The sequence below is a fragment of the Photobacterium indicum genome, assembly GCF_003026215.1.
GTDB classification, from domain to species: domain Bacteria; phylum Pseudomonadota; class Gammaproteobacteria; order Enterobacterales; family Vibrionaceae; genus Photobacterium; species Photobacterium indicum.
Genome location: NZ_PYOC01000007.1, coordinates 1 through 17,457 on the forward strand (window position 1 = coordinate 1; position 17,457 = coordinate 17,457).

The 17,457-nt window shown below is 40.9% G+C and carries 14 protein-coding genes and 1 pseudogene; 1 reads left to right on the forward strand and 14 read right to left on the reverse strand.

The annotated features are described in order from the left end of the window. The 10 genes and pseudogenes from C9J47_RS17490 to C9J47_RS17535 form a co-directional block, all read right to left on the reverse strand. Window positions 1-274: pseudogene (locus C9J47_RS17490) on the reverse strand (endonuclease/exonuclease/phosphatase family protein); the annotation flags it as partial. Between the two features lie 139 nt (window positions 275-413). Further along, window positions 414-2,528, reverse strand: a complete 2,115-nt coding sequence (locus C9J47_RS17495; RefSeq protein ID WP_245903509.1) for a metallophosphoesterase family protein — start codon at window positions 2,526-2,528, stop codon at window positions 414-416. Between the two features lie 30 nt (window positions 2,529-2,558). Further along, complete coding sequence (locus C9J47_RS17500) at window positions 2,559-3,680, reverse strand: PTS fructose transporter subunit IIC (protein ID WP_107254644.1); 1,122 nt, start codon at window positions 3,678-3,680, stop codon at window positions 2,559-2,561. Beyond that, entirely contained in the window at window positions 3,673-3,987 is a 315-nt protein-coding gene (locus tag C9J47_RS17505) for a PTS fructose transporter subunit IIB (RefSeq protein WP_107254645.1), read from the reverse strand. Before C9J47_RS17505 ends, C9J47_RS17500 begins: the two co-directional genes overlap by 8 nt. A gap of 15 nt (window positions 3,988-4,002) precedes the next feature. Further along, window positions 4,003-4,509, reverse strand: a complete 507-nt coding sequence (locus C9J47_RS17510; RefSeq protein ID WP_107254646.1) for a hypothetical protein — start codon at window positions 4,507-4,509, stop codon at window positions 4,003-4,005. A gap of 391 nt (window positions 4,510-4,900) precedes the next feature. After that, on the reverse strand, window positions 4,901-7,432 hold the full coding sequence (gene ptsP, locus C9J47_RS17515; protein WP_107254647.1) for a phosphoenolpyruvate--protein phosphotransferase: 2,532 nt from the start codon (window positions 7,430-7,432) through the stop codon (window positions 4,901-4,903). 89 nt (window positions 7,433-7,521) lie between these two features. Continuing rightward, complete coding sequence (locus C9J47_RS17520; RefSeq protein WP_107254648.1) at window positions 7,522-10,152, reverse strand: glycoside hydrolase family 38 N-terminal domain-containing protein; 2,631 nt, start codon at window positions 10,150-10,152, stop codon at window positions 7,522-7,524. Window positions 10,153-10,163: 11 nt separating this feature from the next. Further along, window positions 10,164-11,258 (reverse strand): PTS fructose transporter subunit IIC, encoded by a 1,095-nt coding sequence (locus tag C9J47_RS17525; RefSeq protein ID WP_107254649.1) that lies wholly within the window; start codon window positions 11,256-11,258, stop codon window positions 10,164-10,166. 23 nt (window positions 11,259-11,281) lie between these two features. Further along, window positions 11,282-11,596 (reverse strand): PTS fructose transporter subunit IIB, encoded by a 315-nt coding sequence (locus C9J47_RS17530; protein ID WP_006229992.1) that lies wholly within the window; start codon window positions 11,594-11,596, stop codon window positions 11,282-11,284. 2 nt (window positions 11,597-11,598) lie between these two features. Continuing rightward, window positions 11,599-12,120: a hypothetical protein gene (locus C9J47_RS17535; protein WP_107254650.1), complete on the reverse strand. Its 522-nt coding sequence runs from the start codon at window positions 12,118-12,120 to the stop codon at window positions 11,599-11,601. Window positions 12,121-12,674: 554 nt separating this feature from the next. Between C9J47_RS17535 and C9J47_RS17540 the strand changes: the two genes are divergently transcribed. Further along, window positions 12,675-13,457, forward strand: a complete 783-nt coding sequence (locus C9J47_RS17540) for a phytanoyl-CoA dioxygenase family protein (RefSeq protein WP_107254651.1) — start codon at window positions 12,675-12,677, stop codon at window positions 13,455-13,457. Between the two features lie 91 nt (window positions 13,458-13,548). On the opposite strand, the gene C9J47_RS17545 is transcribed toward C9J47_RS17540, so the two are convergent. The 4 genes from C9J47_RS17545 to C9J47_RS17560 all read right to left on the reverse strand — a co-directional run bounded on the left by C9J47_RS17545 (window position 13,549) and on the right by C9J47_RS17560 (window position 17,098). After that, a complete protein-coding gene (locus C9J47_RS17545; protein WP_107254652.1) occupies window positions 13,549-14,394 on the reverse strand; it encodes an MBL fold metallo-hydrolase in 846 nt (281 codons plus the stop codon). A 70-nt stretch (window positions 14,395-14,464) separates the two neighbouring features. Beyond that, complete coding sequence (locus C9J47_RS17550) at window positions 14,465-15,463, reverse strand: phosphotransferase (protein WP_107254653.1); 999 nt, start codon at window positions 15,461-15,463, stop codon at window positions 14,465-14,467. Between the two features lie 69 nt (window positions 15,464-15,532). Beyond that, window positions 15,533-15,700 carry an alternative ribosome-rescue factor A gene (locus tag C9J47_RS17555; RefSeq protein ID WP_107254845.1) on the reverse strand — a complete coding sequence of 56 codons (168 nt, stop codon included), beginning with the start codon at window positions 15,698-15,700 and terminating at the stop codon, window positions 15,533-15,535. Window positions 15,701-15,883: 183 nt separating this feature from the next. Then, window positions 15,884-17,098 (reverse strand): serine hydrolase domain-containing protein, encoded by a 1,215-nt coding sequence (locus C9J47_RS17560; protein WP_245903513.1) that lies wholly within the window; start codon window positions 17,096-17,098, stop codon window positions 15,884-15,886. Between the last annotated feature and the right edge of the window lie 359 nt (window positions 17,099-17,457).

Sequence of the window (17,457 nt, forward strand, 5' to 3'; positions counted from 1 at the left end):
TCCCAACCCCAACCCAACCATAGTTAGATAAGTTTCTAGCTAAATAAATAATTTGATCATTAAAAGCTTCCTGTAAACCAGCAATATCAATATTTTGTTCAGTGAATATTGATGTCACTATTTCCTTACGATTGTCCCAAGTGTTATTTCCATCATATACACTGCCATCAACACTATCCTTACTATTTCTTATATTAAATGACATTACATTAAAGTCATCGGCAATTGCCGGTAGTGCCAGCGCAGCTAGCAAAAATATAGCTATCTTTTTCATTAGTTGATTTCCTTATTTAAATTGGATTTTAAATATAAATACTCAAAACATAATGCTGTGCCCGCCTAAGCTGGTGAACCGAAAATACGGACATAAGTAACTTCGCGGGCTTATAGGTCAATCAGTGAGTTCTAGCAGCTTAGTTGATAGAATCTAAACGCTTCAGCTCTGGTGCCAGATCGATCAACTCGCCCTTTTCAAGATCGATCATAAAGTGACGGCTAGCATTACCGTTGGCAAACTTGGTCAAAATACCAAACAGGCTACCAAAACGTTGCTTAAAGACCTCGCCAAAAGCGCTGGAAGCATCAATTGGCTTTGGACGCAAATCTTTGGCCAGTGTTTGTGCCAACAGGCTGTACTGAGGAATGCGCTGCTTCTCGATATCTTTAAAAGCAAGCTCATCGGCATTTCTCAAGCGATAGAAATCAACCGCAAAATCAAAGCCGTTCCAGCGCGCAAAGTCGTCCAGAGTCAGGTTCGACTGTTTTGCCAGTTCAGATGCCTTAAGGCTTGCTTGCTGCCAAGCTTTTGTAAACTCAGGATCATTGATTTTTTCCGGTGTAAAGTAGGTTTCGCCCTCATTTTGCTGGCAGATTTCAATGACCTGTTGGCCTTTGGTCAGTGTTGCAATCTGCTCATTGCTAATTGAGCTATCCAGCAGGCTCAAGATCAGCATGCTCTTACCATCCAAAGCAAACAGCATCTGTTTTAAGTCACAAGGCCAATCTTCAGGAAGGAAGCGCATTCGAGTAAGCTCGGTTATGTGCCAGTTAGTAAACTCATAATAATTTTTGGCACTGAGCACTTCTTTATTCCACATTTCATCGGCGTCAATCTCCTTAAGGTGATCCCACTCCTTTGCATAATGTTCAAACAACTCGTTAAAACGCGGAACTTCATCCAAAATCACGGTTTCCACTTCAACCTGCTGCTTACCTTTAAAAGTTAGGAGTTTATAAGCAGGCACATAAGCCGCCATTGACGGCGCCTGAACATTGAACAAGAAGGTATTATCATCGTAGTGCTTAACCCCAGTATCGTTAAAGTGCATGTGGCCACCAACATGAAGCTTGATGCCGGTTTGTGCTAAAGCCTTGCTGACATCTTCTCTCGGCAAGCGTTTCAGTTGGAAGCTACCTTGTCCGAAGATGTCTGCAATGGTTTCTGCGGCGCCATTATAAAACTCGGTCATCGGGAAATGACTAAAAGTAACAAGGATCTTATCTTGATCTTCTGCTCGCTTAACGACATCACGCATCCAGTCAATAACTTGCTGTTTATGGGTCAGCATTTTGTTATAGCCTGCATTACCAGAACCTGAATAATTATCGCCCGCTTCCGGGTTGCTAGTATCAGCATTGGCTTTTGGTACATATACGTTGGCATCAATAGCAAGCAACCATAGGCCGGGGGTTGGCTCCACCAAATAGCTGGTGTCTGGCACGTTCATGCATGAGGTGTAGCCCTCTTTTTTGTATTCTCCCCCCGTACCCTGATTGCAAATTTCATACTGTCGCTTCTGGTAATCAGCCGCTTTACTTGCATTCGCAAAACTGTAACTTTTCTGGTTGTAATCTGAGTACGGCGTTTCCCAATATACATTGGACTTTTGTGGGGAAAAACCATAATCAGCTAATGATGACATCAGGCCTTCATAACCCAACTCTCGGATCTCTTCACTACATACCGTCGGCAGTTCATACCCAGCATCAATCACGGTAGAAACACCGTCATACCCCAGACACTCTTTTGCCCCTTTGCTAAAGATCCGCTGTGTTTTTCCGTCCTCGCCTAAGAAGTCAGATTTACCACCAGGCCGCCCAAAAGGTCTAACCGGATCATGGTTACCCGGAGCGGCAAAGAACTCAATACCGTGTTCTTTATTGTAACGCTCCAGTATTTTCTGAAGTCCGCGTATATTTACAGGCTGACCGTCATCACTGAAATCACCAGGCAAAGCAACGTACTTAACACCACGCGCAACAGCATCATCAAGAGCCGCGATTAACGCAAAGTAATTTTCATTAAACAACCGAGTCGATGTCAATTGCGCATACATACTGCGAATGGTTGCATTCTTGCCGCTTTTGCTGTTTTTAGGCCCTTGATATGAACCGTCTTCAAACGAGCCGTACACATCATGGAAGTGGATATCTGGCATAAATGCTACTTTCATTTCTTTCGCGACAGCAGAGGTACAGACTCCGCAGGCGATCATGACAGCCATGCTCAGTTTCGTTATATTTTTCATTTTTAGTCCACATTATTGAATGAGTAAGAGTTAAGCTTTGGTGATATTAAAACTTGGCTTGTCCGACTTTTTTGTTATTTTTGTCGGCATTTCACCTTTGAATACTAACAATGAACCTAAGGTGACAATGGCCGAACCCACAGCAATTGCCACAACATAGGTCAACCAGTTTTCCACCGCCAGCCAGCCATAAAACCCCGAGATTGGAGCACGGTTTACCGCACCAAAACCAACAGCCATCGCCGAGCCCACAGCTGAGCCAATCACATTTATAATAATTATTTTAGGGTTTGCTAAGGCAAAAGGAATCGCACCTTCTGAGACACCAATAAGCCCCATAAGAGTGGACGCCTTACCAGCTTCTTGTAATGACTCAGGAAAGCGGGACTTCCAGATCAAAGTAGCAACACCAATGCCGATAGGCGGGATAATAATGGCAACCTGTGCAGCTGTATTCGGATCATAAATTCCGGAGGCCAGCATCGCCATTGCCGTAGTCACCGCCGCCTTGTTAATTGGACCACCGAGGTCAAACCCCACCATACCGCCTATAATGGCAGCCAGAATGACTTTGTTGGTACCTGACATACTAAGCAACCAAGCTTCTAGACCACGGTTCATTGCGGCAAGAGGGTCACCAATCACATACATCATGATGATACATGCCAATAAAGTACCGCCAACTGGGATAATAAAAATGGGCCCTGCAGACGCCAGTGATTGCGGTAACTTAATGTTTGTTGCAAGGTAGCGGACAATATAGCCAGCCACAAAACCTGCGGCTAATGCACCCAAGAAGCCTGTACCCAGATCTTTTGCCAACAAACCCGCAATCATACCTGGACCAATACCCGGCTTATCGGCTAACGAGTATGCGATATAACCTGCTACCACGGGCAGCATTAAGCTAAGCGCCATTCCGCCGAATCCATCAAAGGCATGGAACATTCTGATCAGCGCATTGCCCGCTTCAGCATGACTGCCATCCCAGATATTATCGATGCCATAAAATGAAGCACCAATACGGGATATCCCCATAATTACGGCACCGGCAATAATAAAAGGCAGCATATAAGATACGCCTGTCATTATTGCTTGTTTTATTTCAACACTCGTTGAGTTTCTTTTTTTATTTACATTAAACTTAACCATTATTAATCGCCTCACATAAAGCTTCAAAAACAGCCTCACCATGTTTAATTGGATCCGATACTGCGCATTCTAATATCGGCAACCCAACAAACCTCCCTTTATCATTAATTGCTACTTCCGATGCAATAATAATACCATCCGCACGTTTCATATCCTCTTCAGTTATTACATTTTCGGCCCCCATACTACCCTGAGTTTCCACCTTAACCTCATGACCTAATGACTCACCAATTATTGATAGTGACTCGGCTGCCATATAAGTATGAGCTACGCCCGTCGGGCACGCAGCAACGCAAACAAAAAACATAGTTCTTTCCTTATATTATTTTTTCAACAAGACATAGAAAAAGCACAGCCGTAATATTACTGGCTGTGCTTTTGCATTTACTAATAATGATTTGATTAAAAAAGTGACAGGGTAATAGTTAATAGAACAAGGTATAACACTATTATAAGCAGGTTCACCTGCATTGCGATAACAAATCAACATCTGACTTGAAGCCGCATTAATACAGGTGTGAGCCAATAAGGAGCGCCTTACAGCACAAAGCTTAACGACCATTACCTTTGAAGAAGTAACAAGATCAACTTTCTTTTTTTCAAACGGATAATGATATCGAGAAGATAATTGATGGCCAACACGACTCCACAACGACTCCCACAGGGCGCTTACCTCATCTAAGTCATTCTCTTTACCGTCAATATTGCAATCAAGTTGAGGAGGTATAAATAAAAATGCCATAACTTCTGAAAGCAGGTATTGGCACACAGCTAGAAAACTAGCCAAATGCTTTTTGAGTGTTTTCAATACATAAAATGACATACTCATTAATATACCTACCACCGCTGCTCAACTTATTAAAACAATAGTAACAAACATTTTTCACATATTACCAAACAATAGTCACACTTTTGATTTAATAAAACCAACAAACAGATAAACTTTTATTTATTAGCTAGCCACATTATAAATTCCACGCATTAACCACAGCTTCAATAATTATCTTATTAATTAAGCCGAAATTAGTTTTAGACCATCACTGCATTAATTTAGATTAACCACACCGATGACATAATTATTTTTTAACTTAAACCTCTCAATTTTAAAAAAATACAAACATCATATACATTGCCAGTGAAATAACCCGTGGTGTCTTTTGTCTTTATTGTATGGTTCACTTGCGGAAAAAGATTCTTCTAAATCACGACTATTAAACTTTTCATGCCATTTCTTTATACAAACAAACTCTTAACAGTTCCATCGTTTGTTCAGTTTTTTCTGTTTCCTCCATGTCGCTTTGCATCAGCTGTTGTCTAAAATCGCTATGCATTAACTTTCGTGCCAATTTCGAAAAAATACTCATATGAGTGCCACCTTTATCATGACTGGACATTGTTAACATGATCACCGTCGATACACTCTCATTCTCAACGTCGTTCCATACGATGGGTTCTGATAAATGAGCAATAGAGATGCTATTGTGCGTTACATGTTCGGACTTACAATGTGGTATGGCGACACCAAACCCTAATGATGTAGCAAAAATTTCTTCACGATCCCAAATGGCTTGCTCTGCCGCATCACCGCGAATCACCCGGCCTTGAATTTCCAAGTTATCAGTCAACATTTTAATCACACTCGTTTTATCTTTAGCTTCACAATGTATGACTAGGCGCTCATCCAAGATTTCCGGCTGACTTTGTTGTTGCCAGAAAGCGTCAATACACTCTCTTACCTCATCAGCGGTTTCTTTACTAACCACCTCGACTAATAAGCATTGGCAGGCTTCACTGTCAAGAATATGGAGTTGCGACCGTAACATTGCAATATTCGGAGAAGATAAGCTGATTTCATCAAACCCCATTGCCAGCAGTAATGGCAGAGCACGTCTGTCACTGGCCATTTCACCGCAAATGCCTAATTCAAGTCCGGATCGTTTAGCCGTTACCGCAATATCCCGAAGAAAAGCAATAAATCCAGGGTTCAAACTGTCATAAAGCGATTTGATTTTTATATTCCCCCGATCACATGCCATAAAGTATTGAGTCAGGTCGTTACTACCGATGGAAACAAAGTCGATCCAACTAGAGATTTTTTCCAGAAAATACAGAGCAGATGGCACTTCAACCATGATCCCAAGCCGCCACTTACCAATTGACTGGCCTTCCATCGTTAACTGTTCGGCACATTGGTGGCATAGCTGATAAATCCACTTTACCTCTTCAACACAAGAGACCATCGGAATCATGATATCGATATCCCCCAATGCGCTAGCCCGTAGTAATGCACGCAACTGACTTTCAATCATAGCCTGATACTGCGGATACATACGCACTGCACGGTAGCCTAAGAACGGATTCTCTTCTTGTGGTAAATCGAGGTATGCTAATGGTTTATCCCCACCAATATCGAGTGTTCTTATAATGACTTTCTTCCCATTAGCAGCCTTTACCACTTCACTGTAAATCTCAAATTGTTCCTGCTCTGTGGGTGCTTGAGGGTGATCCATAAACAACATTTCTGTACGGAATAGGCCGATCCCCTCGGCGCCTCGACTAAAAGCTATTTCTGCTTCCAATCCAACGGCGATATTGGCGTACAAGGCCATTGACTGACCGTCTTTAGTTATTCCTTTAGTCGTCATAAAAGGAACCAATAAATCATTCTTGGCTACACACTTACGCGCTTCCAACTTATAAAACTCTGTAACACGATGATCTGGTTCGCGGATCAAGCAGCCGTATTGTGCATCCAGAACAATCCATTCAGAGCCATAAATAAACGACTGTAAATTTTCTATCCCCGTCAATACAGGAATACCAAATGAACGAGCCAAGATTACCGTATGGGAAGTTTGCCCCACATGAGCTAGAACGATCCCTTTTAGTAATGACTTATCGAAACCCAGTAATTCACTCGGTGTTAGGTTCTCAGCAATCACTATACTATTGGAAGTTAGCACCACTGGCTTTTTCAGCGACTCACCAACGACCAAACAGGCGAGCTGAGTACACAGGTCTTCAATATCTAATGCCCGCTCTTTCATGTAGCTACTTTGGCTATTAAGTAAAGGAGCTTTAAGCTCATCAGCTGCAACAGCAATAGCTTTAAGAGTGTTGGTTTGCTTAGCATGTTTTAACAAGGTTTCACTAAAAACAGGATCGTCAGCAATCTGCAAGTGAGCCTGCAAAATAGCAAGCTCTTCTTTTGCTTTCGAATCTACAGCTGCAAGAGCTGAAAACAACTGTTGTTGTAGTTTTTCCAGACCGACTAGTAAATGCTCTGTAACTGTTTCGCTCAACTGCTGTTCGGTCTCATCGGCAAGTTGATGCAAGTTGACCTGACTGCAAATGATGGGCTTACCCTGCCCAATCCCTTTTGACGCGATACTACCGCGTACATAACACGGATTTGACAATTTTAATGAAACGGGAAGTGACAAGCTGTCATTAAGTTCAATAACTTCAATAGGTTCGTCACAGTACGAAAATTCCTGAGTAATAAAATGATGAATGTGTTCAAAAGCGGCTAACTCATCCTTACCGTCAAAAATGAACTGACAAACATCATCCAACACTGCATCAATACCAATCAACGACAACACGCTTTTAGCATTAGCGGTTATCCCTTTAGTTCTATTAACCAAGGAAATGTGACACTGGAACGCCTTTGTACGGCTCTCTATTTCAGCTGCTGGCCTAGCATGAATACCATTTGCTAATTCATTTTTAAATTCAAATTGTCTTGTCATAGCAGTACCTAAATATTTCGTTTACATAGTGACGAACAAAGCCGCTCACCATCAATCTGATGGTGAAGGCTTGGCGCTAACAGGGGGAATTACTTACTTCGTGTTTTGTACATTCTCAGGGTAATCAACCCTTGAGGAGGAACCATGGTAGAGCTGGTTGCCTTACCGATTGGCTGTTCCATACCATTGGCAATCTCCACTTGCCAATCGGAAGGAAGATCACCCAGTTCAGTTGGCTGCATCCCGCTATTTAGTAATCTAAAAATAACTGCACCACTGTCATCCTCAGTGGTCTTGATAGCACTTACCGCTAATTCAGGATGATCAAAAAACATTAAGCTGAAGCATTCAGGAGCCTCAAACAAAGGTGGAGCAATCATGAACCGCTGCACGATGCCATTATGTATAATTAGCGGCGTTGTGAGCCAATGTTTAGCCCGATAACACAAACCTGCTTCCATCGCTTTCCCCTTAAATGGGTACAAAGCCAAACGGAATGATAATGGCTGCTTAAGCTGTGAATCTGGGCTTACATCAGGCAAACCAGATAAACGACCCGGACGGTATTTCAACTCTGGCTTACCAACATAACCAACGGCTCGGAACAGAGTGATAGCAATAGATTCATGGTACTGCTGATATTCACGGATCCCATCGGTTAAGATAGCGATACCACCCTGTTCAGTCTCACCTGCCACCACACTTTGCATTGGGTAAATTGCTACAGGGCAAGATGTCCATTCCTGCTCTTGCCACACTGATAGAGCCTGCTCATCATTACCGCGGCGGATAAGACCAATAGGCTGATCAGCGATGGTTTCTTGGCCAAGAAAATTACCATTAACGTGTAATTGCAATCGATGGTCATCAACCTGATTGTCTAGATGAATATAGATCTCGATTTGATCACTGCCCTTTTCAAGTGACAATTCCATCACCGCAGTTTGCTCTGTCGTGCACAGCTTATCTGCCCTCCCCTGTAGGTTATTAGGCAAGTTAACTTGATAGCTGATACAAATTGTGGAACGTAATGCTCCCTGTGACACCTTGATATTATTAGGGTTAGCCTGTAAAACAACTTGATAGTCTTTGTATGGTTCAGAGAAATCATAGTTGTCGCCATCATCCCCGCCATCAACCAGTGTTAGTAAGTCTTCCCAGTGCTCACCCGACACCGTATTAGTAAGAGAAACTTTGCCAGTGGTATCAACATTGACAGACAGGTACTCGTTTTGAATCATCTGTAACTGATTTTGATCTCTAGCGGATTCAGCATTCCCATCGATATCGGCCTCTTTATCAGCTAAACGTTCAACCATCAGGCTACGATAACCACATGCTGGCAACGCATGCAAAAAAGCAATAATGTGGTGTCGATACCACGATTTAAAGCGTTCATCACCCAGAGTGGTTGGATCTTGGACAATCGCATTGATATCAACCAACTGACAATCAATAGAGTGAACGTCTACCAGATCATCACCATCATGCAGCACGAACTGTCGAGTTGGCAGCACAAGCTCGAGCTCGACCATCGCATTACGCTGGTAAGGTAGAGGATTAAAGGCAAGTACAAATTCCCCCTCAAGACCTTTCGTTGACGCATCAGCCAACTGCTTAAGAGTAATATCTTTTAAGCGTTCAGCATTTTCTCGAACAGCTTGTATTCGTGCCAGTACTTGTCGATTAACAGAGTCCGTATTACATCCACCGATCGAATCATGGGCATGACTTTGCATAAGCTGCTTCCAATTCTTCTCCATCAGACCATAAGGGTATTTCATCCCTAAGCTATTCGCGACCGTTAGCAATGGCTCCAACTGATTAACTATCAAGTTTTCAACACTGCTATTTAGCTTTTTAATATCGTAACGAGTAGAATAAATTCCACGGTGGATCCGGCTATATTTACCGTAAAGCATTTCACTTTCTACAACAGCCAACGGTTTATCAGTAGCCACAGAAAAATAGTCTTCAAAACTACACAGTTGATAACTATATTGTCGTTCATCATTGGCATTGTGAATTGCAGCTACCGTTTCACTCTGCCAAGGTTTCTGATCATGCCCCCCCATAAACAAGAAGTTTTCACGTTCTCCCGGCCAAAAACGCTCAGTCATTTTCTGGTCAATCCCATCTAAATGACAAGCTATGGGTTTCATGCCCTGAAATGCGCTGTAGCCAAACTCCAATACTGCGGTTGTTACTTTGCTGCCATTCGGAGCTCGCCAGATAAATTCAGTTTTTTCAGTGATTCCTTCCCAGATTCCTCGCCAAAATACACATTTATCAATATCAAAATGCTGCAGGAGTTGTGGAAGCTGCTCGCTCTGACCAAACGAGTCTGGTACATAGCCCACTTTCATCACTGCACCGAAGCGCTTTGCATCTCTACAACCCCAAAATAAGTTACGTAGCTGAGATTCACCATGAACAACACACTGATCAGTTTGTGTATACCAAGGGCCCACTAGCAATTTTCCGCGCTTAACCAATTCAGTAACACGGGCTGTGTCTTCTGGTACTACGCTTAGATAATCTTCCAGCATTACCGACTGCCCATCCAGCACAAAGCAAGGCATTCCTTCATCTTGTTCAAGCTGTTCTAGAATCTGTTGCATGGTAAATACCAACAATACCTGAGACTCTTCAGTACTAAAGTACCACTCACGATCCCAGTGAGTATGTGGCACAATATATGCCTTTTTATTCAATGACATTGCTAGATCCTCTATAGTGATTCTGTGTATTTACTTTGGGTCTCTTCCATTGCCTGATTTTTCATATACTGGCGCTTCATGAGCACCGATGTCCCTAGCGCGACGAAAACCACACCAGATGCAATTGAAAGCAGGTATAAGAAGAAGTTTGAAGATAAAACAAGAGCCAAAATCCCCGCAGCAGGAGCCTGAACAATCGAATCAAACATGATAACCATCGAAGCTGCAATTGCACTGCCAACAGTGTTAATCACAATTAATGCAGGATTGGCAAGAATGAATGGAATAGCCCCTTCACTGATTCCGACACAAGACATCATCATTGCCGCACGCCCATTATCTTGCAGCTCTTTGGTATAGTATTTTTTCGCCACAATTGTCGAAACACCAATACCAAACGGAGCAACCATAATCGCGATATGCGAAGCCGTTACAGGCTCATAAATCCCTTGGGCAAATAAGCCAAGACTCACAGTAATCGCCGCTTTATTAATCGGGCCACCCAAGTCAAAACCAACCATGGCGCCAAGTACTGCCGCCATTAATATTTTGTTACCACCAGACATATCCACCAACCAGCTTTCCAAACCTGTATTGAGTGCAATGAGCGGATAACCCACGATATATTTCATAACAAAAAGAACAGTTACAGTTCCTAACAGTGGAATTATTACCATTGGTAACAAACTACGAAAGTCTTTAGGTAATTTGATATTCGCTAGCATCCAGCGAACTAAATAACCAACCATCAAACCACCAAGTAATGCACCGAGAAATCCCATCTGCATATCGCGAGCTAGCATCCCAGCCATTAACCCAGGTGCAATTGCTGGTTTTCCAGCTAATCCAAAACCAACAAAAGCTGCAATAACTGGAAATAAGAGTGTTAATCCATATAAACCAAATATTTTCAAATCATTAATTATTTGGGCTAGAAAGGAATCACTTTCTTTTAAATCAACACCTGTAAGCGTTTCAAATAATGAACCAAAAGCTAATAGCATGCCACCAGCAACAATAACAGGAATCATATATGACACTCCTGTCATCAAGGCTTCTCTTAACCTATCAACTTCTGTTTTTTTTGTTTTTAATAGTAGGGTCATGGTATTCATCCTTGTTGTTTTTATTATTTATTATTTATTATATGTATCATGGTTTCATATACTGCTGCTGATTGTTTAATTGGATCTGCTACAGAACATTCCAAAGTTTTTAATTTTTCAAATCTCTCCATTCCATCGATGGCAATTTCAGCAGCGATTATCGCGCCATCAGCCCGTTCGATATCTTCTAATGTGATTTCATTGTCGATTCCGGTACTACCTTGAGTCTCGACTTTCACTTCCCAGTTATGCTCTTTACCAAGCACTTCCAACGCTTCTGCTGCCATATAAGTGTGGGCAATCCCAGTTGGACAAGCAGCGACACAAACAATAAACATATTTACCTCGTTAACAATCTACTGACTGTTGATTTATTAAAAACAAAAAAAACAGCAGCCACCTTAAGATGACTGCTGTTCAAATGATTGATACTAAATGATTTTACATTAAGAATATGACTAAACGAGTTAGTAGGCAAATTTCCTAACGTCACGCTATTTCCCGGCGCATAACGATAGAAGAGCACCATAGAACTCGCTGAAACTTGTTCTACGAAATGTAGATAAGTCAGTGATAGTACAGAAAGCAACGTTCTCACATTTGCTTGATAAGATAAGAAATTACGACTCCAGCGCAGAACGTTCTCACCATACCAGTGATGTATTTTCTTGCCAATTAACTCACCAATATTGATATAAATCTGATTGTAATTTGAAGCTAATTCATCTAATTCTTCTTCAGTATTTGTGATTAGGTCTTCATGGCTATGAATACATACGCACGAATAAACAGCGTTGACCAGAACGTTTAATACGCCCTGGAAAAACACTTTTATATTTAATTCGTTTGAATTCATTTTCATTAAAAACCCCTATAAAGTACATTTATAATAAACAAAAAATAAAGACATGTATGTGAAGCAATTCACATTTAACACCCCATTAACCTAGTGACATTTAACTATCTGACATAAGAAAATGATTCTTATAATCTAACTTATTAAAAAATCAAAATAACGATCAGCATTCTATTAGCACTAAGAGCAATAACATAACTAGCTTCTTTATATAAGAATAAGCGGTGTCAACCAGAATTCAATCTTGGAGGTTATTTCGAATGCGGTAATAGTTACTCAGCCCTAGCGAGCATCACCTAGATGAATACCTTAATGATACACTTTATTGCTAACGACGAAGCAAGCGATAAAGTATATACCCAAGCTACTTCAATATTCAGGATTCAGAGTGTTCTCAGCGAGCATCTTGAGATAACTTGGGTATAATGCCTATTTTTTAATGGCGGGTTGAAGCTTTGCCATTTAGAGGAGTTCGTAAACCACTCCTGCTAGAATTTACCACGCGTTAGTAAGTTCTTCTGATGCGAATTCTCATGATAAATTGGAGCTATTGGTAGTTAATGTTAGAAAATAGAAATCAATTGAATAGCCATTATGAGGAACAAGGTTTCTTTGTCATAAGGGATTATTTTACGGCGTCTGAAATCTCCTCACTTAGAAACGTTGTCTTGAAATTTCATGAACGTTGGAAAGATGACAACGCGGATTTTTATCATGATGAAGCTTTTAACTCTTCTTTGATCACTGGTAGTCAATATTTAGCATTTGATGATAGGGTAAAGCTGTTTAACTTTATTAGCTCAAAGAAAATAATGGCGCTTGTTGATTCAGTGATCCCAGTTAATCCTGCATTTATGAATACGCAATTATTTTTTAACCCTGTTAACCTTCAACAAAAAGATTTTTGGCACCGAGACTGTCAATATGATCATGATCTTGATTCGCAAAAGAGAATCATAAAGGAAACTCAAGTATTACATCTTCGTGTACCTTTATTTGATGAGCTAGGTATGGAGTTAGTTCCAGGGACACATAAGCGCTGGGATAATGATGAAGAGCTTGATGTCAGACAAGAAGTGAATGGCAGAGTGAGCAGTGAGAATCTCTCAGCGGGTAAGTCAATTGGATTAGCCGCGGGTGACATATTAGTTTTTTCGGCAGATATGATTCACCGTGGTTTATACGGATTGGATAGGCTGGCGTTAGATATCTTAGTTTTTGACTCATCAGCTGATTACATTGACTACGTTGACGACGATTGTTTACCAGATAGTTTAATGTTTGATAAAATTGACGATCCAAGATTGTACAAGAATACAATACAGTTAAAGTCGCAGGGTTAATCTTTCAACGTGTCTAACTGTGCTGGTTAGACATCATCCTTTCCTTTTGCACTGAATCGTATAGCTGAAGCAGCTTATCTAAGGTTAACCACTAAATAACGACGCTACGCCCTGTTGGTAAGTGTTCAAGACGATCACCAAGTACACCTTTGAGTAACCCATACGCCTTCATACCAGTACAATGGCCAGTGTATAACTTATCTATAGGGTAACTTAATAATGTTTGCCCGATAGCTTCAATGTCTTTCTTGCTACCGCCAATACTGTTAAATAGTGGTAATCCGACTAAGTGAAAGCCACCTACAACAGCCTTAATTCTGGTATCAGGAAAAAGCGCAACCGCAGTCTCAACCATATTAAGCACACCACTATGAGCACACCCCGTGAATACGATAAGGCCATCACTTTCTTTAATAACCATAAGTAACTCATGGTCAAATGTATCTGGTTTACAGCCCATCCCAGAGTTAGTGAAAAGATACTGATTACCTTTCGGCTGTTTATACTTGCTACTTATTTTTGTAATAATAAAAATATTGGGGAATATTTCTGTTGTCTTGTTAACGAAATTAAATCGTTCCTTAGCGTTAAGTAATAAGTTCTTATCAATACCTACATTAGTTTTAAAACCAAACGCTTTGAAACAATAGTCGGTTTCTTCGCATTCACGAAAGTGCACCAGAGCTTTAGAGTTGCGCTCGAGGAAATGACTAACACCATTACAATGATCATGGTGTCGATGTGAGATAACAGCAGCATCTATATCTTGAATTTTAACGTTTAATAACGCTGCGTTATCACAAAAAGTTTTACTACTTCCTGCATCAAATAATACCTGTCTACCCATCGTATTCACATGAAGAGACAAGCCTCGCTCAACCGCAAGATCTGTTCGATTATCTAACCGTGTGTTATCAACTAACGCTGTAAGTTTCATAGTCACCTAAGTTATATTCAGCACAATGTAACCCCGTTCATTTTTTGAAAACAATAGGCAAGGCATCAATTTATGCCTTATCGGGTACACCTAACTGCAACAATGCTTTTTGAGTCAGACTTTCAGTATATGGATTAATCTTCCAGTGATCAGGGCTCCAACCTTTCACAAAACGCTGAAAATCAGCCCAAGCGATACAGTAAAGTGGTTTCCATGATTGCACTACATCATTAGGGTCTAATTGAGGCTGATGCTTAACTAAAGCATGTTCAAGTTGTTTGAAATAATAAGCAAGTAAGCTTGGTATTCGTTTATCACATTCATCGAACGGTATACAGCTACTAAAAAACAGTACGACATCTTTCATACCACAACCTTTGCCCACGTATTGAAAATCAACACCAGCAACGTGATCCCCTTTCGGTGTAAAACAAAAGTTCGCAAGTTTTGCATCACCATGCACCAACGTTTGATACGGGGTTTTCTTCAAGGTTTCGTCGATAAGCGGTGCTGCATTTCTTAAGGGGAAATCTAACAATGCTGCAATTTCATCAGGCCGCGTATCTAGATGCCAATACGTGCCGGACTTCCAAAGCCCTATTGGGTCTGTACCAAGGTGCTGAGCATGAAAATGTGCTAACCAGTATAAACAAGCTTCGACTTGTTCTTGGTTTATGTCTTTATGTACTTCACTAAAGCCTAATGTTTTCAAATCTTCTAAGATGAGTAAGATTTCGCCATCTTGTTCTTTTACGAATAAACACTTGGGGACTGCACATTCACTCTTACAATGATTGGCAAAATGTTGATACCAACTGACTTCTACTTGATAAGAATCTAACTTACGTTGATGAGAGGTGACTGTGTTCCACCCTCTTGGGTGATGTTCAGGTTGAGGTAGTTTTATGTATTTAACAATGACCGATTCATATTGAGAGCAGCCTGCAAGTTCAACGCGTAAAAGTTCGCCATAACCGCCCCACAAATGCTGAATTAACTGGGTACTGGTAACGCACTCAGCCCCTACTGCACTCGCGATAGTCTGTAAAATGTTAATGGGGGTTGTCATTCATTGCCTGCTTTAATATTAGGTTCCTTTTCAGTGGTATATAAAAAGCCCTATTCAATATCAGCTACATTAAGCGGCTATTGAATAGGGCTCTTGCCCTTTATATTTGTCCTTTCGTTGAAAGCTTCCTTTACCTTTTTTTGCTTTTACCACTCGTGTTGTAAACAACTTACTGGTCACAACTGCTTTTAGCGCATTATCTCTAATGGTTCCTCTACCAAACTCAGTATCTGTGATATTTGGCTCTAACCGTGTAAAATCAACACTCTCTTTTTGTTTACATTGCTTCAATTTACGTTTTTTAGACATTTGCCGTTCCTCATCGTTGTGTATCATCTGATTGTCTTAAAGAACCCGAGTAATATACCTTATTGTGCAACAATACGTGACTTTTATTAAACTGTACTGAACGTATCATCTTTAAAACTTTTCACTGTTATAGATATGCTTTTTATATAATAGAAGAAAATCGAGCACAATCTCTCGCGCAAATTTTGTTTCGCAATTTGTTAAAAAAACCATACCTGTTTGCGTTAAAGGGTTAAAAAGCATTTCAGTTCGTATTCCTTTAACCCAGCCACCATGATGAACAAAGCCCGTAATACCTTGGTAATCGAATGTTCGCCAGCCTAATCCGTAATAGACATTACTCAGCTTTGCTCTATACCGTGATTGGTTCGCCCGAATGTGCGCTTTATGCATAATTGTTAATGATGAAGGCCGTAATACCGATGGGTTATGCCCTAAATGTGCCAGCATCCACTTTGCAAGATCTTGAGCACTGGCATTTAATCCCGCAGCAGCAGGCACACGATAATAATAAGGTTCTGGCTTAACGGCAGCCCAACCAGATTTTACTTTAACGTGGGGTTCAACACGATTCTTGCTGGCTTTAAATGCATCAAAACCAACAGAAGCATGCTGCATTTTCAACGGAATCAGTAAGTGCTCTTTAACTAATACATCGTAATCATGCCCAGATGCAAGTTCCAGCATTTCTGCACTGAGATTATACACTACATTTTGATAACCATAACAATCACCGGGGGAGCATACAAAATCAATTTGAGGAATCCTTCTCCTGATTTTAGCATAACTGACATTTTGCTCTAACAGATCAGAATAAGCTTGAGGCACCAACCCTGTAGTATGAGACAAAATATGACGCAAGGTAATGATACTCCCCTGCGATGGATCGCTAAATTCAACCGTTTCAAGATAAGGCACAACGTAGGTATCCCAATCAATCATCCCTTTATCAACAAGCACCGAAGTAACCGCTGAAGCGAATGTTTTCGAAATGGACGCGAGCGGAAATACAGTACCAGAGGTGACTCGATTTTTACCACCAATCTTCTTTACACCATAACCTCGAAGTAAACGAATTTGCCCATCGATGATGATCGCAATTGCAGCTCCGGGAATATCTTTCTTAACCGCTTTAGTCACCGAATCATGCAATGTGTAAACAAGCTTATCACCAGGCAAAGCATAGCTATTCGTCACCGTTATTAGCACAAAAAGCGCCAATGCCCTTCTTACAGTCAACGTACAAACAAAGCTAATGTAAAAAGATATACAACGACTAAATTGTAATAGCAGCCCTTTGCAATATTGCGTAGCAAAACTGGGCACTGGACTCACCTTAGACAATAAAAACAACGCCTTTATTTTAGTTGGAAAACGCGAAGTCTGTTTCGAGGGTGAGTATCCATCCTATAATTGTTTAATGAATCTCAATATTGATTCAGTGGCTTGAAGTTAATACTAAATCCATCAGTTATCTTATCAGTTCAGCAAGTACGTGATATTTATCTACCCAAGTTACATTCAAAAATAACAAAGAGATCCGACGTCCTCTACAGTTAATGAAGCTCAAGGTAGCTTCGTGTATGGTCAGCTAAGAACCGTCATTATTTTATACTGTAAGATTTACGTGTTGTTCCACACTATAGTATTGTTATCACACACTCTTGACGGTGTTGTTATTAAGT